Genomic DNA, 21,122 nt, shown 5'->3' with positions numbered 1-21,122 from the left:
GAGATTTATTCGCATGTCTGGAAAGCGCCCACACAGGCTATTAAATACCAACGATTTCAAAGAACTCTTATTTTACGGTGTCTCGGACGCTGCGTGATTAGCCAAATTTCAAGGAATTATTGATAAGTGAACTTATCCTACGTTATTCTCTTTTGCTCTATTGTTTCTGGAGTGTTTCTTAGCTTTTCTTATTCTTGTTTCTTCCATGTAGCCAGCTGTTATTATGCCAGAAGGAAGGGCTATTATCGCAATACCTACCAAGGCTGATACCATACTGACAAGTCTTCCCCATTCTGACACAGGATAAATGTCACCGTACCCAACAGTAGTCAAAGTACATGTCGCCCAATATACAGCCTCAAAGAAGTTGTCAAATAGATAATCTCCCGTAGCCGGATTTATTTGTTCAACATTGAACATGAACATTGCAGTTATAAGAATATAGAATAATGCAAAACCAACTACTGTTAGAAGTATTCTTGCCTCCTTTCGGAAAACGGAAATCATTATCTGTAGTGGTTCGTATAACCTGAATATTCTAACAACTCTAACGATCCTGAAAAGTCTGTATATTCTGAATATCTTTAACGAAGAATTGAAATAGCCTAATCCTGGAAGTATTGACAACAGGTCAAATATCGCCTCTAATGTGAATGGGTATATTATAAAAGGTAATACACCTTTCTTCTTCAAACGATAATCTGCAGTAAACCAACGAAGGATATAATCAATCAAGAACACAAGACAGGATATGATTTCAATCCATCGTGTCCACACATGCTGTTCTCTAATTGTTAAAGGAACCAAACTGACAAAGATCATTGCCAATAGGAAACGATCATAGAGCCTTGATATAAGGTTCTTGTCATCACCATATTCCACAATAACAAAGAGTTCTTTTCTATTCATAAACAATACCCCCAGTCAAGAATTTGAAAGCTTCAGTATCACTAAATACGAGTAATGGCAGAACTTTCTGCCATTACCCTATGATAATCACTTAATGATTAGAAGTTTACTTTCTCGAATACCTGACACAAGGAATCCAAGAATGAAGTGGACCAGCTTGGGCTTGAACCAAGGACCTCCAGATTATGAGTCTGTTGCTCTAACCAACTGAGCTACAAGTCCAATTGTGCAAAATGGTGTTTGCGGGGGCAAAATTAGGGCTTTTCCGCCTTCTTCCCAAATTTTTGCAGGTGTTTTTGAAATTCGCCCCGTCTGCTTCCGGCAGGCGGGGCGAATTTGTGAGGAGATGCCGTCAAGAGTGATTCTTGAGAGAACAGGGAGCGGAATCAGCGAGCGATGCGTTTGCTGCCATCCTCAATGTAGGGTTGTCCGGAAATGGGACGCGTGATGCGGCGACCGTCTATGGTGTATTTCTTTCCGGATTTATTTCCGACGGTGGTGGGAGCGGTGATTCCTTCGGGCACGCCCTCGATGATGGTGATGGGCATCTTCTGCAGGCTGAAACTGCTGATTGCCATGCACTGCTGTCCCGACATGTTGGCGAGAATGCCAAGACTGACATCGGCAGCCTCCCGGACACTGAACGTCACGCTGTTCTCTGAAATGGTTGAGGACTTCGGCTGCATGGCAGCGTATGCCAATGCCGTGGTGGAGAGTTCCGATGTGAGCGGGAAGGAATTGCCGAGAGTTGCCACGAGATAGCAACCGGAAGATTCGCCTTCGTATTCTGTGTCATAAACCGCCGTAAACTTATAGGTGCCGGCGGGGAGGTGAACTGTCTGATAGACTTGATGGTCCTTCAGTTCCTTCTCGAAGCCGTCCCATTGGGTGGTGATGGTGAAGTCTCCGTGCTTGCCGTAATCGACGTGTGCTCCGGTGTAGGTGGACTGTGCCACGGGATTCACCTTGGTCCAGGAAGCAAGTTCCATGAAACGGTTGTTATAGGCACTGATGCACTTTCCGGTGTCTTTGAAGGATGCCTTGTAGTTGACAAGATAGGCAGAGGTGATGTCCTGCGCCACACTTTCTTCGAAGTTGAGACAGAAGACACCCTTTGAGTCACTCCAAGCATCGCCGTCAGGTCCGAAGCCGATGCGCGTTCCAGTGTTGCCGTTGGAGGTGGCGTCCAACGCGTTTCCGGAACTTTGGTCAAAGCGGTAGTAGAGTTTCAGTCCATAGTCAGCCTCAGCAGCAGAAACGTCCTTGTCGGCGATGGGTTGGTTGCAGAAAGTTTGAATCTGCTCCTCGGTGAGCGTTTTGTTCCAAACTCTGAGTTCATCGATGGTACCCGCCATGGGAGCAGCGCTTGGACCAACATAGAAGACGGAGGGTGCAGACAGCGTAGTGGTGCTCATGGCTTTACTCTGGAAAAGTTCTCCATCGCGATAGAACTTGACCGTGCCACTGTTGAAGGTCACGGCGTAGTGGTGCCACTCGTTCGGAATGACATAACCGTCATCTGTGGTGGAGGTGAGGTTCTTGGTGGAGATGCTCATAGCGGCGTTGGAGTTGGTCTTAAGGAGGAAAGTAGAAGCGTTTTCTCCGATTCCGTTTCCGACGGCTGCCAACGCACTCGGACGCATCCACCATTCGACGGTGAGTGTTTTCAACCCTGTGGTCATGGGGACAGTCGTGGTTTTCACGTAGGATGTACCGTTGGAGAAGGTCAGTCCGTTGCCACTTTCGGCGTTGCAAACGGTGAGCGCCTTGGCTTGGACTGCACTGCTGCTGCCGACTTCATTGGTTGTGGTGAGTGAGATGTTGTAGATGCCCGAATGTTCGGGAATGAAAATGGGATTCTGTTCGTTGCTCGTGAGTGCGAATTTTTCACTGACGATGTCCCATTTCCAGGCGGTCGGTCCGAACTTCGTGAGGTCGTGGAGTCCGACAGCCTCGCCTTTCACCAAGATGGGGTTGTCCACTCGGAAGTTAGCCTGCGGTGCCACAGCCGTCACGCTGACTTGTTGGGTGGTGGATGCTTTTTGTCCGTCAGGTGAAGTCACGGTGAGGGTGACGTCGTAGGTTCCTTCTCTTTGATAGATGGCAGCAGCCATGGGTGTGGTCACCTTCTCTTTGTCTGCTCCGGGCATGCTCCATTCGTAGGTGTATCCTGTGAGAGAAGAGGAAGGAATGAAGCTGATGCGTTCGCCGGCGGCGACGTTGGATTTGCTGACGGTGAAGTCTGCTGCGGGAGCGGGAGAGGAGAGGACGGTCACGGTGATTTCATTTTCTTCCGTTTTTCCGTTTTTGTCAGCCACCACGACTTTGACGGTCTGCTCGCCGGTGTGGCGGAAGGTCACTTCGGGGCTAATCACGGCGACGTCCGTCAGACCAGCGTCAGGCACAGTCCACTTGACGGTTTCGGCTCCGCGTTTGGCAATGGCGGTGAGTTTCACAGGAACGCCGACATAGATGTCTTCCGTGGGTGCCACCACTTGCGGAGCGAGGAGTGAGCTGGAAGACAGTGTCAAGTCTGTTGCCGGGATGACGCTGAAGTTGGCGTTCAGGAGCGAAGCGTGTGTGCGATTCGGTCCGTAGTCGCGGAGTTTATACTCTCCGCCGGAGCGTATGACGTCACCTTTATAATATACCAGCAATTTGTCCATAAGTCCGGCGCTGCCGACTTCGACACTTCTTCCATAGACGTCAAAGTCATCGAAGGTCTTGTCCCAAATGCGGAGTTCGTCAATTTCCGCGTCGAAGCCGCCGCTTGCAGAAGCGGAGAAGGTGAGGTCGCCGAAGCCACCCACACCGGTGTAGGAAGAATTGCAACTTGCCTTTTTCGCTCCATCGACATAGACCGACATTTTCCCGCGTTCCACGACGATGGCGATGTGTTGCCATTTTTCCAATTTCAGTGCTCCGGTAGCGTTGCAGCGAGCACTGATGTCCCAACCTGCGGTCAGTGTTCCGTTGGCGTTGGCGTGGAACATGAACTGTCCCCAGCCGGGACCGGCACTCTGATTCCAGTCGGCGAGCGAGTGACACTTCATCCAGAATTCGATGGTGACGTTTTTGCGGATGGGTCCGAAGACGCCGGGAATGGTGAAGCCGGAGTGGCGCAGGTCAATTGCCTGGTTCTCTGCGGCGACGTAGGGCACTTCGGCGGAGACTTTGGCAGATTCCGCCGCGCCATAGACGGCGGTGACTTCAAAGGTTCCCTCTGCATCGGAAGAGAGCGTATAGGTTTTCTTGTCGGCGCTCAGTTCCGCGAGCACCTTGTTGTCTTTGTAGATTTTATACGCCGTCACGGGGCTTGCTGACTTCACGGGTGCTTCCCAAAGGAGGATTCCGTCGGCGATGCGTGCATTCTGCGGAGCATAGATGCCGCGACCGGGCACGATGACGGAGATGGTGGTCGATTTACCGGCGTTGTTGATGAGCGTACCGGTGGTTTCTGCGACGACGAACGGCGTTTCGATGCCTTCCGGGTCAATGTCATAGTCAATGATGGAAGCCTCGTAGATGTGTCCTTCGCCGACAGCCGTGCTTTTGGTGTTGATGGTGAAGAAGTATTTCAGCGGTTTGCTTTGGTCGTAGTTTGCGCTGAGGTCAGTCAGGTCATAGCCAAACTCCATGGGTTCGGTGTGCAGGTTTCCGTCCGCCCATCTTCCGAGCATCGGGACTTCTGGGGCAGGCACTGTGTTTCCTCCTTTTCCGTCTCCGGCATATTTGAAATGCTCAAAGGCGATGACGCCATCAGGTTCTGTGGCGTTGAGGTTGTCGGAAACGCCGGCGGTGAGGTAAAGTTCGGAGCGGCGGGAATAGTCCATCTTCAGTTTGATGGTGCGCAGCGGACGATAGTTCTTTCTCACCTTATACACCTCGGGCATCCACCAACTGTTGCCCATCGTTCCGTCAGCGTTGAACCAGGCTCCGGCGTGAGCGTAGGGGCAGTAGATAAAGCCACTGTTTGCCCAGTAGGGTCCCCAGGAGTTCACGATAATCCATGCGCCTTTTTCATCGGCGGAGGCTTCGCCGTAGATGCCGTTGCCGTTCAAGTCAAACTCGATGCGGTCATCGTAGCCCACGACGGTCAGTGCGTGGTCCACACTGGTGCCCCATTTCTTCACGTATTTCTTTCCGACCACTCCGGCTTCCGAGTTGGCGGGCGTTGAAGCAATTGTTCCCGAGGTCAGGCTGCTTGCCACGCCAATGCCGACAATGCCGCCCGAATGAAAGTCCGTGTCGCCGTTGTGGTTCCAGAGCCAGTTTTTGACCGCCTCACGTCCTTCCTCTGTTTGCACGCTGACGGGGAAGTTCACGGGTTTGAGCATACGGTTGTGCATGGCTTCATACCATTTCTCGTAGCCCGTCATCCAGCCGAAGTCGTTGTTCGTCTCTTCTTGATAGCCGAAGAGGGCAGAATAGGTTTGTCCGCCATAGGTCTGCGCGGAGGGGACGCCGACATACTGCACGAACTCATCCTTTCCGGAGTTTCCGTTGGTCAAGAGCCAGACAAAGTGAGAGGGATAGTAGTTTTTCGGATCTTTTCCGTCCAGATTGCGGAAGGAGTTCATTTCATGGGAGAACATGTAGCAGATGCGGGATGCCGAGCCGCAGGAGCCGCCGGATTGGTTGAAGACGGGCGGGAAGAAGCGCGTCTCCGCGTTGTTGTAGTGGTCCGGGCGGGTCTGCACTTCTTTTGTGCCGACTTTCTTGGCGGGAGTGAGCAGTGTCCAGTCGCAGCGAACTTCGGGGTTGTAGTCAGGATATTTTTTCCTGTCCACGGTTTGTGCGCAGAGTACGCCGGGCAACACGCTGAAAGCCAGAAGAGCCCATTTCATTGTGTTTTTCATGATAAAGATTGTTTTATGAAGATAAGTTGATATTCGTCTGAAATGAAAGCAGGGAAAGGCATTCGCCAGTTCCAAAATGCTTTCACCGCGTCAAAGTTACTAACTTTTTCTTTCTGAGTGCAGCAAAGCACGAAGTTAGTGTTGCCAACAACGAAAACACAAGAAAATCCGTCGCTCTCACCACTCTGAGGAAATCGCTTCAGCCCCGAAATCTCATTATTTTCTTAGGATTTCTCATTATTTCCTAAGGACATCTCATTCCTGTCCGCGAACGGGTGTTTTTTGAAAGAAGCAAATAAGCATTCAGAAAACGCGTTTTTCGCTTATTTATAGCAAAAACTGAAGAATAAGCACGCTCAATCAGTCTTATTTCTACGAAATCTATTTAAATAAGCACGCTCAATCAGTCTTATTTGAATTTTAGTGATTACTTTTGCGGCATCAACAATAACCCGTTTGGAGCGTATGGAATACACTGAACTATTGGAAAAGCAAATCATCGGCAGACTGAAGGTGGACAACCCTTGGTGGACGGAAGGCAAAATTCCTGACTTCTACCGTCAGATGTCACCACGCCTCTATCTGAACATCTTCATGCCTTTGCTGCAGGACTTGGAACTGAGGCGCGCGCTGATTCTCATGGGACCCCGAAGAGTGGGCAAAACCGTGATGATGCTCCACGCCATACAAAAACTGATTGACAGCGGCGTTCCTGCCCAGAACATAATATATATATCGGTGGAAACACCGATTTACAACAAAATCTTCCTTGAGCAACTTTTCTCGCTGGCGTGTCAAACGCTCGGAAAGAGCGCGACGCAAGAACAAATGTTTGTCTTCTACGACGAGATTCAATATCTCAAAGAATGGGAGGTGAACCTCAAATCACTGGTGGACACTTACCGCAACGTGCGTTTCGTTGCTTCCGGATCTGCCGCCGCCGAGCTCAAACTGAAAAGCGATGAGAGCGGCGCCGGACGCTTCACCGATTTCAGCCTGCCGCCGCTGACGTTCTATGAATACATTCATCTGAAAGGCTACTCGAACATCATCTTCCCCAACTTTCTGGAGTGGCACGGTCAAAAGGTGAGATTCTGCCAAGCACTCGACCAAGAACTTCTCAACCGCCTTTTCATTGACTACATCAACTACGGTGGCTATCCGGAAGTCGTTTTCTCCGAGAAAATTCAAGAAAACCCGGGACAGTTCATTCGCCACGACATCATCGACAAAGTCTTGCTACGCGACCTTCCCAGCCTCTACGGCATCAACGATGTGCAGGAACTCAACTCCTTGTTCACGATGATTGCCTACCACTCCGGCGCACAGTTCACCTATGAGGCACTTTCCAAAGAATCCGGCGTCAGAAAAGAGACGCTGAGAAAATACATTAATTATTTGGAAGCGGCTTTCCTCATCAAGGTCGTGCGCAGAACGGACGACACGGCAAAACACTATCAGCGCGAGACGCAGTTCAAAATTTATCTGACGAACCCCTCGCTCCGCTGCGCCTTGTTCCAACCCATCAGTCTGCAGGACAGCGAAATCGGAGACATGGTCGAAACAGCAGTCTTTGCGCAGTGGTTCCCGCGGCAGGAAGTCTCCATTCGCTATGCTAACTGGAAGATGGGACAGCAGCAGGGCGAGGTGGACATTGTCGGACTGAACATCGCACGCCAGAAACCGGACTGGGCAGTGGAGGTGAAATGGACTGACCGCTACTTTGAACACCCTCAAGAGTTGAACTCTCTGAAATATTTCTTGGAAAAGAACGACATGAGCGAAGCGATTGTAACCAGCATCCACAAAACCGGACGTATTGCACTGGGAGACCTCGCCTTGCAGTTTGTTCCCGTGGCGTGCTACGCCTACGCGGTCGGCGAGAACACGCTGAACCACGCCAAGAGTTTCTACGGTTTGTGATGCCGGAAAAAGAGAACGGAACGCCGCTCTTTCCGCAAATTTCTACACATATAAAAATAAGCGCGCTCGAGCGCGCTTATTTTTATAACACTACTTAAACTCTTGGTTTCGATGTATTTACGACGCGAAAATAAGGAGAGGCAAGAGATATTCTAACGTTTTTCGGGATTAAAACGGGCGGGAAACGAGGGATTGGAGACCTGCTTTCAATTGCTTCCCGTCGCCCGCGAAACGAAGTGAGCGGAGTGAGTGCCATCGAAGATTGCCTGCAGCGTTTCACCGTCAAAAACGATGTCCACCGTTTTTCCCTTTTCCGTGGGGAAACGGAGGGTGTGAGAAGCGTAGCGCACGGCACAGGTGTTACCACCAAGAGAGCGAATGACGGCGCGGGTGAGACGTCCGCCGTGCCATTCCACATCTACTTCAAAATTTCCTCGGGCACGAAGACCTGTGATTTTGCCGTCTGCCCAAGCATCGGGAAGAGCGGGCAGGAGGTCAATGACGCCGGCGTGACTTTGCAACAGCATTTCCGTCACACCTGCGACGCCGCCGAAGTTTCCGTCAATTTGGAAGGGCGGATGGCTGTCCCAGAGATTGTCGTTCGTTCCGTGTTTGAGGAGATTCTGATAGAGCACGTAGGAATGGTTGCCGTCGTGAAGACGTGCCCAAAGATTCAGTTTCCACCCCATGCTCCAGCCGGTGGCTCCGTCGCCTCTGTGCTCCAAAACGATGCGGGAGGCTGTCGCCAGTTCCGGTGTGGTCAGCGGAGAGATGGTGTGACCGGGATGCAGACCAAAGAGATGATTCACGTGGCGGTGTTGGTCGTTCGGGTCGTCGATGTCGCGGCTCCATTCAAGCAGTTGTCCGTAGCGTCCAACGCGGTAGGGAGCCAAATCTCGCAGCACCTTTTCCCAGCGTGCCACGTCCACCGTGTCGCATTTCAAGACGCGGGCGGCTTCAATGCAGTCAAGGAGGATTTCGCGGATGACGGCGTGGGTGAAGGTCGTTCCCTCATCGATGGGACCGTGCTCCGGCGAGGTGGAAGGCGCAGCGGTCAGCGTGCCATCCGACTTGCGCCAGAGGAAGTCCTCGCAGAAGAGGGCACAGGGTTTCATCAGAGGCCACGCCGTCTCTTTCAAGAAACGGAGGTCGCGAGTGAAGTCATAGTATTCCCACAAGTGCGTCGCCAGCCACGAAGCCGCCATGGGATTATAGTTCCAAGACATGTCAGCCCCTTCCAGCGGCGCGGTGAAACCGAAGATGTTGGCGGAGATTCCGGCTGCCCAGCCTCTGGCCCCCCAATAGTCTTTCGCCGTTTTCTCTCCCGGCTTTTCCAACAGGCGGATGAAGTCCGTCAACGGCTCGGCGCATTCGGCAAGGTTCGTGGTCAGCGCGGGCCAATAGTTCATTTGGAGGTTGATGTTGTTGTGATAGTCCACACGCCAAGGTCCGTCCACATTGTTGTGCCAGATTCCTTGCAGATTGGCAGGCAGGTTGCCGGGGCGGGAAGAGGAGATGAGGAGATAGCGGCCGAAAGCAAAGTAGAGCGTTTCGAGCGAGGGGTCGGCTTTTCCTTGTCGATAGGCAGCCAGACGCGCCGGCGTGGTCATTTTTTCCGCTTCAAGGCTCGCATTTTCCTCTCCGAGTCGGAAGGTGACGCGGTTGAAGAGGGCGGCATAGTCGGCATGGTGTTCTGCAAACAAACGGTCAAACCCTTTCTTCGAAGCCTTGTTCATCCATTTCTTCGTGGTGGCAGCGGGATTCACTCCGACATAAGCAAGGGGGTCGGAGAAGTCAGGGTCATAGTTCGGAGCGTAGTCCGTGTCGGCTGTGAGAAGAATGACAGCCTCATCGGCACGCTCCACCGTCAGCAGACTGTCTTGGCAAGTCACCTTCCCGCCCACGGTTTTCACTTGCAAACGCACGGCATATTGCATGCCGTTGTTGTCCAGGCGACCGAGGTAGAGGACGCCGTTCTTTCCGTCCACGGAGAACGTTCCTTCGCCGAGCGGGTTGGGACAGTAGGTGATGCGGAGATTCTGGTTTCCTTTCTCCGATGCCTTAAAGCGGATGGCGATGACATTGGCGGGATAGGAGACAAAGGTGCGGCGTTCGTGGGTTACGCCTTCAGGCGTTTTGTATGCCACGGTGGCAAAGGCTGAATCGACGGAAAGTTCGCGGCGATAGTCAGAAACGGTGTTTTCATCGTGTCCCGTGGCGATGCAAAGTTCGCCGAGGGTGGTGAAAGAGCCAAAGCGGAACTGCGGTTCTCGCCAGGATTCGTAGGGCACTTCGCTGTTGAAGTTTGCCTGTGTGAGTGCGGCAGCCTTGTCCCAGTCTCCACGGGCGAAGGCTTCGCGAATTTCGGGCAGCAGATGTGCCGACTTTTTGTTCTGATTCCAATAGTCTGCCGGTCCTTTCGCCGTGTTGGGACCGCCGCGCCAGAGCGTCTTCTCGTTGAGCGTGTAGCGTTCCACGGCGACAGAACCCATGACGTTGCAGCCTAGGCTGCCGTTGCCAAGGGGCAGCGAGGCATTTTCCCATTCGCGGTCGGGATTGGCGTGCCCCTCTCCTGCACTGATGGGTTTGAAGCCGGTTCCTTTTTTGTCTTCGTTTCCCTTCCACCAGATTTCGCGTCCTTGCAGCGAAGTGGGGCGGTCAAAGCGCACCACCTGCTGGGCGCCGACGTGGAGTCCGAAAAAAGAAAGCAAAAGGAGAAAGACGTGTCGTTTCATAGCATGAAGAGTTGAGGAAATATACCTTATTATATATAGCGCTCGAAGCATAGCGCAAAGCCAGCGCGGAGACGTTTCGTATATACCTTATATAGCGCTGCTCGCTCCGTCGGGTGCGGTGGCGGTTCACTCAAAGACTTTGAAGGAATAGCCCTGACTGAGCAGCCACTCGATGGCACGTGGCAGTGCGTAGAGCAGTTTGTCGTGGCTTTTCACGGAATCGTGGAAAGTGATGATGCTACCGGGGCGGGCAAAGCGGCGCACGTTCAACAAGACGTCACGCCCGTTCAGGCGGGTGGAGTAGTCACGGGTGACGAGGTCCCACATCACGACCTTGTAGCGCCGCTTGACAAAGACATACTGGTCCCACTTCATCCATCCGTGAGGAGGTCGGAAGAGGTCGGTATGCAAATACTCATTCGCTTTGTCCACGTTGTTGAGATAGGAGGTGATGCCGTGGCGAAGTCCGCCGATGTGGTTAAACGTGTGGTTGCCGAGGCGGTGTCCTCGGGCTTTGACCATCTCAAAGACCTCGGGGTGCTTCCGAATGTTGTCGCCGACCATGAAGAAGGTGGCTTTGATGCCATATTTGTCGAGCACGTCCAACACCCATGGCGTGACCTCGGGAATGGGACCGTCGTCAAACGTGAGATAGACAGCCTTTTCCTTTCGGTTCATGCGCCACAGGGCGTGTGGATAAAGCCAACGCAAGAAAACTGCGGGTTGCTCGATAATCATGCGGTAGGTTTAAAGGAGGTGTTTTATAGGGGTGTTCTATAAATTACGGGATAAGGAAGGTTCAAGAGAAAGTGCTTACGTTTTGGTCGCTTTTCGCTTCTTAGCGCGCCCTTTTGTAAGTTTCGTCAGTCACATAGCCCGCTATGCTCCTTCCTCAACTGACAAAAGTTCATCTCTAAGAAATCAAAAATCAACTCAACCTAATTTTTAGAACACCCCTATAAATTACGGGATAAGGAACGTTCAAAAGAAAGTGCTTACGTTTTGGTCGCAGAGTCTTTCTGAGTAATTTGATTCTTAGTGCGCCCTTTTGCAAGTTTCGTCAGTCACATAACCTGCTATGCTCCTTTCTCCACTGACAAAAGTTCATCTCTGAGAAAGCGTGAAACAACTCAACCTAATTTATAGAACACCCCTAAAAAGGTTATCCCCCCATCTGCTGATAGTAGGTGGACATTCCACTGTTGAAAGCCGGCGTGTCATAGAGTTTTTCAACCTTGTTTCTGAACGCCTTCTCCTCTTTCGATTTCGCCGCGCCGAGGGCTTGGAGTGCCTCGATGGTGGAAGCGAAGAGATAGTAGTTGGTGCTGCGATAGCTTTCGATGGTGGAGGCGGAAAGAGAGTTGAGGTAGTTGAAATACTGAAGGTTATAGGTCAGCACAGCCTTTGCCACTCTTTCTGCTTCCTTGGCGTTGCCCACTTCTGCCCAGAGGGAGGCGAGTTGTGAATCGTCGTCGGTGTAGGGGATGTTGCAGGCGGGCAGTTCCTTCTCGCAACGTGCCAGCACTTTGGCGGCATCGTCCTTCTTTCCGCTGCGCACGAGTCTGTCGGCGAGCATTACAAACATTCGGCGATGCGTGCGGCACATTCTGCTGACGGTCTCGTCAATGTAGAGACCGGGCTGCGACATGTTGCCATATTTGAAGCGCTCCATGAAGTTGTGCATCATGAGTTTCTCGTCCACCACGCCTCTGCCGCCGAAGTTGAACGGCGTGATGCGATAAGCCAAGCCTTCCAACACACAGAAGTTCTCCAGCGAAGCGTAGTTCTCGGAACCAAGGGTGACGCTCATGTACATCGGACGTTTCCAATCGGCATGGGCGAGCATCTCATAGACCATGACGTCGGCACGATAGAGTCCGCCCTGGCGTTCGTTCACATTCTTCAGGGAGATAATCATCTTGTCGGGGATGGAGTCGGGACCAAACGGGAGATACATGCCGCTTTCTCTGACAGCCTCCTTGTTCACAGAAACCACCACGGAGTCGGTGGGGAAGTAGCCGCCCGATTCTTTGCAGACATAGTTCTTGAGAATATAGGACAGTTCGTAGGGGTCAACTTCGGGGTTCGTCTTCTTCAGAGCGTCCAACTGCACTTTCTCCTCAGCACGGATGGGATAGTAGGCGTGCTTGCCGTTATCGACATAGCAGATTCTTTCCCAGGTGATGGGCAGCGCGGGAGAGTCGTAGGCGGGACGCTTCATCTGGTCGGTGTACCAGTCCGTTTGGAGATAGGAGAGGTTGCAGACACGGGCGTCGGTGCGCTGTCCTTCCACTTCTTGGTTGTACCAGAGCGGGAAGGTGTCGTTGTCGCCGTTGGTGAAGATGATGGGATTGCCTTTCTCGGGCAGGGTGTTCAGATAGTTCAATCCGAAGTCGCGGCAGGCATAGCGTCCGGAGCGGTCGTGGTCATCCCAAGTCTGACTGACCATTTGCAAGGGCACGCAGATGCCGGCGAGCGAGGCAACGGCTGCGGCGAGAACGGGCTTCTTCAGCAGTTTCTCAAACAGCGAAGCGAGGGCTGCCACGCCGAGACCAATCCAGATGGCGAAAGCGTAGAACGAACCGGCGTAAGCATAGTCACGTTCGCGAGGCTGGCTGGGGGTCTGGTTCAGATATAGCACAATGGCAAGTCCCGTCATGAAGAACAGGAAGAAGACCACCCAGAACTGGCGAACGCCTTTCTCGCCACGATAGGACTGCCAGAAAAGACCGATGAGACCAAGCAAGAGCGGGAGGCAGTAGAAGACGTTGTGACCTTTGTTGTCCTTTGACAGGGCGTCGGGCAGCAGGCTCTGGTCGCCATAGAGCGCATTGTCGATGAACGGAATGCCGGAAATCCAGTTGCCGTGTTCAAGTTCGAAGCCCTTGCTCTGAATGTCGTTCTGGCGTCCTGCGAAGTTCCACATGAAGTAGCGCCAGTACATGAAATTCACCTGATAGGACAAGAAGAAGCGGATGTTTTCCAACTGCGTCGGCATGGAAACGGGCACTTCGTAGCCGTCGGGCGTTTGCATGTAGCCTTCATTCATTTCAATGTCGCCCATCCACTCCTGATATTGAGCAGTGTGACCTGCGCTCCACATTCTCGGGAAGAGCATGGTGAGTTCGGAAGGATAGTTCACGCCAACGGTTTCTTCAATTTCTTCATATTGGTCGGGTTCATCGGGCGTTGCCTTTTCTTTGCGCTGAGTGCGCATGCGCTTTTCGTATTCGATGGCACCAGCGGCGTAAGCCTGCCCTTGCGAGCAGTATGCCTCGCCCTTGAAGAGCGGATAGGAACCATATTGTTCACGTCCCATGTAGGTGCCGAGGGTGAAGATGTCTTCGGGAGAGTTCTGGTCCATCGGCGTGTTCTGCGTGGAGCGGATGACGATGATGGCGTAGGAAGAGTAGCCAATCATCAGCATCAGCATGCAGAGCAGGGAGGTGTTGAGGAAGCGTTTGCGCAGGATGAAGTTTCCGTCCTTGTTTTTCAGCGTCAGTACGAAATAGAGAGCGCCGAGCACGAGCAAGCCGCAAACCACGGAGAGCGCACCATGACCCATGAAGGGGATGCCGAGCAGCGCGATGCTGGCGACATAGAGAATCTGCGTGCGAACGCGGTTCTTCTGCGTGGTGCTCCAAATGGCGGCAAGCACCACGCCGATGAGCACGATGAGATATATCACAACACCCGTGTTGAACGGCATGCCGAGGCTGTTCACGAAGAAGAGTTCAAACCAGCCTCCGACTTTCACGATGCCGGGCACGACGCCGTAGAGCACGGCTGCCACCAAAAGCATGGAAACACCTAAAGCCACGAGAGAACCCTTCAAGTTGGCGGAGGGATAACGCTTATAATAATACACGAGGGTAATCGCCGGCAGACAAAGCAGGTTCAGAAGGTGAACGCCAATGGAAAGTCCGGTGAGATAGAAGATGAGCACCAACCAGCGATCGGAGTGAGGCTCATCGGCATGGTCTTCCCATTTGAGAATAAGCCAGAAGACCAAAGCAGTGAACATGGAGGAGTAGGCATAGACCTCACCTTCCACGGCAGAGAACCAGAATGTGTCGCTCCAAGTGTAGGCGAGCGCACCGGTCAGACCGCTACCCATGATGACAATCAGTTGGGAGAGGGAGGTGACGACGCCGTCTTTGCAAATGAGTTTCCGCGCCAGGTGTGTGATGCTCCAGAAGAGGAAGAGAATGCAAAGGGCGGAAAGCAGTGCCGACATGATGTTCACGCAGAACGCCACCTTGGTCGGGTCGTCTGTGAACTGAGTGAAGAAGTTGCCGGTCAGCATGAAGAACGGTGCGCCGGGAGGGTGACCCACTTCAAGTTTATAGGCTGTGGTGATGAACTCCGGACAGTCCCAAAAACTTGCGGTCGGTTCCACCGTCAGGCAGTAGGTCACGGCTGCCACGGCAAAAGAGAACCAGCCCAGCAAGTTGTTGATTAGATTGTACTTTTTCATAGGGCTAAAGTATCAAATGATTTTTGATTATGATTTTCATGCTGACTCGGAAGACACAGCGTGCGAAACTGCGCTTCAACGTGCAAAAGTAGGGATAAAATCTCAGATTGCTCCTCTTCTTGTCTCTTGAACTGCACACGACAGCAGAAAAGACCGTCAAACGGCTTCTTGAAACATCACTTTTTCCCCGGACTTTCTCACTCTTTCCTTAGGGCTCGGCACTTCTGAAAGCCGTTGAGGGTGTGTCAAAATGCACATTTTGGCTTCACCCTCGAAGGTGCGTCAGAATGGCTAAGATGCAAGGCGCTGAGGATGAGGGCGCAGGGAGTGTACTGAAGTACATGACCAAGCCCGAATCCGATAGCAACGAAGCAGATTGGCTATTATGACACACCGCCAGTGCACGGCGGGAAGTGACGAAGCGACAGGAAGGAGTGACGAGTCGGCGAAAAAACGTGACAACTCTTTGCACTCTGTGCGCTTTCCACTACTTTTGCACAACAAATCAAAAATCGTTCACAATGAAAATCTTGCTCCTTGGCAGCGGAGGGCGTGAACATGCCCTCGCTTGGAAAATCGCTCAAAGTCCGAAAGTCGAAAAACTCTTCGTGGCACCCGGAAACGCCGGCACGGCAGAAGTGGCGGAAAACGTGCCCATTCCTGCAAAAAACTTCGATTTCATCGCAGATTTCGTACTGGAACAGAACGTTGACATGGTCGTTGTCGGACCGGAAGACCCGCTTGTGGGAGGCATCGCCGACTTCTTCCGCTCTCGCGCCGACTTGAGCCGAATTCCCGTCATCGGTCCCTCCGCAGCGGGCGCTCAACTGGAAGGCTCCAAAGACTTTGCCAAGCAGTTCATGCAACGCCACGGTATTCCCACCGCTGCCTACGCCACCTTCAACGGCACCCAGGTGGAAGAAGGCTGCCGCTTCCTCGCCTCACTCCAGCCGCCCTACGTCTTGAAAGCGGACGGACTCTGCGCTGGGAAAGGGGTGTTGATTCTTCCCTCACTTGAAGAGGCACAAACGGAACTGCGCTCCATGCTGGGCGGTAAGTTTGGAAACGCCTCAGCCCGAGTGGTCATCGAAGAATTCCTCAGCGGAATCGAATGCTCCATGTTTGTCCTGACCGACGGAGAACACTATGCCATCCTTCCGGAAGCAAAGGACTACAAACGCATCGGAGAAGGCGACACGGGACTCAACACGGGCGGCATGGGCAGCGTTTCACCCGTCCCGTTCGCCACGGCGGAATGGAAGAAGAAAGTGGAAGACGAAATCATCCGTCCGACCGTCGAGGGACTGAGCAAGGAAGGCATCGACTACAAAGGCTTCATCTTCTTCGGACTCATCAACTGCGACGGACAACCGAAGGTGATTGAATATAACTGCCGCATGGGAGACCCGGAAACCGAAACCGTGATGCTGCGTCTCAAGAGCGACATCGTGGATTTGTTCGAAGGCGTGGCGAAGGGCGACCTTGACCGCCGCACGGTGGAGTTCGACGAACGCGCTGCCGTCTGCGTCATGCTTGTCTCCGGCGGCTACCCCGAAGCCTATGGAAAGGGCTACCCGATTTCCGGCTTGGAAAAAGTGACTGACAGTGTGGTCTTCCACGCCGGCACAGCCTTGAAAGACGGCAACGTGGTCACCTCCGGCGGTCGCGTCATTGCCGTTTCTTCCTACGGTCGCGACAAACAGGAAGCACTTGCGAAATCCATGTCCGGCGCTGCCGCCATTGATTTCGAGAAGAAATATTTCCGTCGCGACATTGGTCAAGACCTTTAAAGATCCCCCTTTTCACCGACGGTGTGTCATAAAAGCCAATCTGCTGCGTTGCTATCGGATTCGGGCTTGGTCATGTACTTCAGTACACTCCCTGCGCCCTCATCCTCAGCGCCTTGCATCTTAGCCATTCTGACGCACCTTTGAGGGTGAAGCCCAAAATTTGCATTTTGACACACCCTCGCTTTTGTTTTTCTTCGTTTCATCTCCATCTCATCGCCTTGTATCGTCATTCTTTTCGCAACACCGTGGTTTCCGGTTCTTTCACCCTGCCGGTCATGTTTCTGCTGACGGCTGTGTGCTGGATGCTGCCCGACGTTTCCTCGCTCGAACGTTGGGGGGGCTTGGCGCTGACGGCGGTGACCGCCTATCTTCTCATGGAGATGAACACCCGCTTCTCCCTCTTGCGAGTTCGTTCCCGGCTGGTGAGCACGTCCTTCCTTTTCCTCATGCTCATCCACCCTTCGTTGCAGACACTCGACGTGCAAATGCTACAACCGCTCTGCCTGGTCTTGGGCTATTTCATGCTCTTTTCAACCTACCAGCAGTATCGCAGTGAGGGCTATGTCTTCCACGCCTTCCTCTTTCTTGGCATCGGGAGTCTGTTTTTCCCGTTTATTCTTTTCTTGATTCCGGTCTATTGGATTGGAATGCTCTTTTTTCTCCGCAGTTTCACCTTCCGCAGCCTCGTGGCAGGACTCTTGGGTCTATTGATGCCCTATTGGTTCTACGTGGCATACGCCGTGTGGGAAAACCGTCTGGACTCTCTGCCTGCGGCGTTGCTCTCTCACTTCTCATTCCGCCTGCCGGACTTTGAACTGCTCACCACGGGGGAAATGGTGAGTGGCGCTGTGCTGACATTCTTTTCCTTATGCGCCCTCGTCCACCTTTTTCACACCGCCTATAATGACAAAATCAAGACGCGAATGCTTTTCTACACGGTCGTGACCGCACAGATTCTCCTCTGCATCGCGCTTTGGCTCATTCCTTCCGAGTTTATCACAATTTTCCGCCTTTTCATCGTGAATTCTGCCATTCTGATGGCGCACTACTATGCCACGGGAAATGGACGCTTCTTCGACGCTTGGTTCAACGTCAGTCTGCTGTTGCTCGTCGGACTGGGCATTTACCAACATTTCCTTTGAAGAGATGTTCTAAAAATTAGGTTATCCCGTAATTTATAGAATACCCCTGAAAACCACATTTCCTTTTTCAAAACGCTAAATTCATCCCACCTTGGAAGAGTTCGTTCAAATCCTCATTCGTCACGGCGACATCGGAATGTTTGTGGCTGCCTTTCTGGCAGGCAGTTTCTTTCCGTTCAGCAGCGAAGTCGTCATGCTGGGCATGCTGGCAGCAGGCTGCAACCCGGACGACCTGCTCCTTTGGGGCACGGCAGGAAACACACTGGGCTCTCTCTTCAACTACTGCGTCGGTTCGCTGGGACGCGAGGAGTGGATTACGCGACTGACGAAAACACCGCCGGAAAAGTTGGAGAAAGGAAAGAAATGGGTGCGCCGCTACGGTGCCTGGGCGGGACTGCTGGCGTGGGTGCCTCTTCTGGGAAGCGTCATCACCGTCGCCATGGGCTTCCTCAAAGTGCGCATGATCTACGGCATGACCGCCGTCGCCGTCGGGAAATATGTTCGCTACTGGATTCTTGTGCGGGCATACGTTCAAATTTAAGGGGTGTTCTCCCCTTTAAACCATCAGCAAAAGAAACGCAATGCAAACTATGACAAAACATCTTCTTCCTCTCCTGTTTCTCCTGCTCCTCACCACGACTTGGTGCAGTTGTGCCGACGCTCCGTCTGACAACCGCCCGACCATCACGGTGAGCATGGAACCGCTGCGCCTTGTGACCGAGGCTGTCGCCGGCGACGCCTTCCGCATTGTCTCACTCATGCCGAAAGGAGCAAGTCCCGAGACTTTTGACCCGACGCCGCGTCAACTCATGGAGTTGAACTCTTCAAAGGCAGTGTTCATGTTTGGCACAATGCCTTTTGAACGCACCGTGCTGCCACGCATGACCGGAAACGCCGCCGGCATCGCCTTGTTTGAGGTGGCAAAAGACGTCAAACCGCTGGAGAGCCCGGGACACGCTCACGGCAGTGTCTCCGGACTTGACCCACACGTCTGGATGAGCGTTCGCAACCTTTCGCTGATGGCAGAGCGCGTTTGCAACGCCCTGTGCGAAGTGGTGCCGGACTCTGCCGACGGATTCCGCCAACGCTTGTCAAAGTTCCAGAACGAGATGGCACAGTTGGACGAAACGCTCACGCAACGCCTCAAAGGACTGCGCCATAGGTCGTTCCTCATCTATCACCCTGCCTTAGGCTATTTTGCCCGAGACTACGGACTACGCCAACTTCCCGTGGAAATCGATGGCAAGGAAGCATCGGCGGCACGCTTGGAACAACTGGCGAACGCCGCAAAAACAGACAGCGTACAGGTAGTCTTTTTGTCGGAAGAACATCAAGGGCTGCAAGCGCAGCATTTGGCGGAAATGCTCCAAGTGCCGCTCGTGCGCATCAATCCGCTGACGGCAGACGTGAAGAACGAACTCCTGCGCATCGCAGACTGCCTCGCCAACTAACTTCCTGTACCATTTTAATAGGTATTGTTTCCACACGCTTTCCTCTCCGATGGATAAACTTCTCCTTGACATTAAAGACGTTTGTTTGAGTTATGGCGAACGCCATGTGCTTTGTCACATATTCAATCAGGTCAAAAACCATGATTTCATCGTCCTAACCGGACCAAACGGCGGCGGAAAAACCACGCTGCTCCGTCTGCTGGCAGGACTTCTTCCGCCCACCTGCGGCAGCATCGTCCGCGAGAGCGGCGTGAAGATTGGCTATTTGCCACAATATCGCCACATCGACCGAAGTTTCCCAACAACGGTGCGCGAAATCGTGCGTTCCGGCTTGTCAAACCGCACTTCGTGGCATCCTTTCTCACGCCTCGGACAGTGGGAGACGCGCTTGGAAGAAATGATGCGTCTGTTTCGCATCGAAGACCTTGCGGCGCGACCCATCTCAAGTTTGAGCGGCGGACAGTGGCAACGCACCTTGCTGGCACGTGCCTTGGTCTCCGCTCCCGAGCTCTTGCTCCTTGATGAACCGGAGACCCATTTGGACGAGAAAACTCGAAATGAGTTCTACGACATCCTCGTCCAACAAACGCAACACAGCGCCGTCGTCACCGTGAGCCACGACGAAAAGTCTTTCCCCCACCCTGTCGGCAGACGCATCTGGCACGTGGAGGACGGTGCAGTGAAAGAAAGAGAAGATTGGTGAGGAGGGAAACTGACCGGGGAGAAGGAAAATCAGACGACACTAAGAACGACAATTTTATCGGACGAACCAAACCGGGGCGGTGTGTCAGAACATAAATTTTGACACACCGCCCTCATTGTATTGGGGCTTACAGCAAAACTTGTGCCATGATGCCCTCAAAAGGGAACGCAGGAAAAAATATGAAATAGGCTTCGCGCGCGAGGCGCGCGTATTCACCTTTCAAACCTATACGTTTTTCAAGGGTACATGCATTTCCTTCAAACCCTACACAGTTCGGGTTTAAAGTTTGATAGTCAGATAGGTTAGGTGTGTAGGGTTTGGTCTGAAAATTCTACACAAAACCCTTCATCGTGTAGGGTTTCGCGGCGGTGTGTGTAGAGTCGTGGTGAAGCAAAAATATAAATGTAGGATTGGGCGGAAATATGCAAAAACGCGATTTTCATCCTACATTTTTGCTCTTCGAGGAACCTTGTGTTGCTGAGAAAAATTTTGCCTATTCGGCGCGCAGTTTTTTAGGTGCGCTCCTAAGTAAAATTTGAGGAAGGCAAAGAAAAATTTGAGGAAGGCAAAGAAAAATTTGAGGAAGGCAAAGAAAAATTTGAGGAAGGCAAATTTCAACTGGGAGCGCACCTAAGAAAAACTAGGAGCGCACCTAAGAAAAACTGGGAGCGCACCTAAGTGAAATTAGGAGCGCACCTAAGAAAAACTAGGAGCGCACCTAAGAAAAACTGGGAGCGCTCCTAAGTAAAATTAAGTGCGCCGAATAGTCAAAACTTTTCTCAGCGACACGAGTTCTCTTGAAGAGCAAAAATGTAGGATGAAAACCGCGTTTTTGCATATTTCCGCCTAATCCTACATTTATATTTTTTGCTTCATCACTACCCTACACACACCGCCGTACAACCCTACACGATGAAGGGTTTTGTGTAGAATTTTCAGACCAAACCCTACACACCTAACCCATCTGAATATCAAACTTTAAACACGAACCGTGTAGGATTTGCAGGAAATGTATATACCCTTGAAAAACGTATAGGTTTGAAAGGTGAAAACGCGCGTCTCGCGCGCGAAGCCTATTTCACATTTTTTCCTGCGTTCCCTTTTGAGAGCATTTTGGCACAAGTTTTGCTGTA

Annotated in this window: 11 protein-coding genes and 1 tRNA gene; 6 read left to right on the top strand and 6 right to left on the bottom strand. The window is 52.4% G+C overall.

Translation table 11 applies throughout. The features are described 5' to 3' along the window. Positions 1-132: 132 nt before the first annotated feature. The 3 genes from I6E40_RS00665 to I6E40_RS00655 all read right to left on the bottom strand — a co-directional run bounded on the left by I6E40_RS00665 (position 133) and on the right by I6E40_RS00655 (position 5,768). Positions 133-909, bottom strand: coding sequence for an ion transporter (locus I6E40_RS00665; RefSeq protein ID WP_235384918.1), 777 nt, complete (start codon positions 907-909; stop codon positions 133-135). Positions 910-1,057: 148 nt separating this feature from the next. Beyond that, positions 1,058-1,131, bottom strand: a tRNA-Ile gene (locus I6E40_RS00660). 164 nt (positions 1,132-1,295) lie between these two features. Then, the gene (locus I6E40_RS00655; protein WP_235384917.1) at positions 1,296-5,768 is read right to left on the bottom strand and encodes a LamG-like jellyroll fold domain-containing protein; all 4,473 of its coding nucleotides are present in this window, start codon (positions 5,766-5,768) and stop codon (positions 1,296-1,298) included. Positions 5,769-6,233: 465 nt separating this feature from the next. Between I6E40_RS00655 and I6E40_RS00650 the strand changes: the two genes are divergently transcribed. Next, a complete protein-coding gene (locus I6E40_RS00650; protein WP_235384916.1) occupies positions 6,234-7,691 on the top strand; it encodes an ATP-binding protein in 1,458 nt (485 codons plus the stop codon). 206 nt (positions 7,692-7,897) lie between these two features. Here I6E40_RS00650 and I6E40_RS00645 read toward each other — a convergent pair whose 3' ends face one another. The 3 genes from I6E40_RS00645 to I6E40_RS00635 form a co-directional block, all read right to left on the bottom strand. Beyond that, on the bottom strand, positions 7,898-10,426 hold the full coding sequence (locus tag I6E40_RS00645; protein ID WP_235384915.1) for a glycosyl hydrolase family 95 catalytic domain-containing protein: 2,529 nt from the start codon (positions 10,424-10,426) through the stop codon (positions 7,898-7,900). A 126-nt stretch (positions 10,427-10,552) separates the two neighbouring features. After that, on the bottom strand, positions 10,553-11,164 hold the full coding sequence (locus I6E40_RS00640) for a polysaccharide deacetylase family protein (protein ID WP_235384914.1): 612 nt from the start codon (positions 11,162-11,164) through the stop codon (positions 10,553-10,555). Between the two features lie 424 nt (positions 11,165-11,588). After that, the gene (locus I6E40_RS00635; RefSeq protein ID WP_235384913.1) at positions 11,589-14,903 is read right to left on the bottom strand and encodes a DUF2723 domain-containing protein; all 3,315 of its coding nucleotides are present in this window, start codon (positions 14,901-14,903) and stop codon (positions 11,589-11,591) included. A 521-nt stretch (positions 14,904-15,424) separates the two neighbouring features. Between I6E40_RS00635 and purD the strand changes: the two genes are divergently transcribed. The 5 genes from purD to I6E40_RS00610 all read left to right on the top strand — a co-directional run bounded on the left by purD (position 15,425) and on the right by I6E40_RS00610 (position 19,989). Continuing rightward, positions 15,425-16,693, top strand: coding sequence for a phosphoribosylamine--glycine ligase (purD, locus tag I6E40_RS00630; protein ID WP_235384912.1), 1,269 nt, complete (start codon positions 15,425-15,427; stop codon positions 16,691-16,693). A 245-nt stretch (positions 16,694-16,938) separates the two neighbouring features. Then, positions 16,939-17,835 (top strand): hypothetical protein, encoded by an 897-nt coding sequence (locus I6E40_RS00625; RefSeq protein WP_235384911.1) that lies wholly within the window; start codon positions 16,939-16,941, stop codon positions 17,833-17,835. A 91-nt stretch (positions 17,836-17,926) separates the two neighbouring features. Then, positions 17,927-18,376 (top strand): YqaA family protein, encoded by a 450-nt coding sequence (locus I6E40_RS00620; protein WP_235384910.1) that lies wholly within the window; start codon positions 17,927-17,929, stop codon positions 18,374-18,376. Between the two features lie 49 nt (positions 18,377-18,425). Then, positions 18,426-19,286: a metal ABC transporter solute-binding protein, Zn/Mn family gene (locus I6E40_RS00615; RefSeq protein ID WP_235384909.1), complete on the top strand. Its 861-nt coding sequence runs from the start codon at positions 18,426-18,428 to the stop codon at positions 19,284-19,286. A 49-nt stretch (positions 19,287-19,335) separates the two neighbouring features. After that, complete coding sequence (locus I6E40_RS00610; protein WP_235384908.1) at positions 19,336-19,989, top strand: metal ABC transporter ATP-binding protein; 654 nt, start codon at positions 19,336-19,338, stop codon at positions 19,987-19,989. The last annotated feature ends 1,133 nt before the right edge of the window (positions 19,990-21,122 follow it).

The sequence above is a fragment of the Prevotellamassilia timonensis genome, assembly GCF_021531665.1.
Classification (GTDB): Bacteria; Bacteroidota; Bacteroidia; order Bacteroidales; family Bacteroidaceae; genus Alloprevotella.
This window is presented reverse-complemented; position numbering and strand designations above follow the sequence as displayed.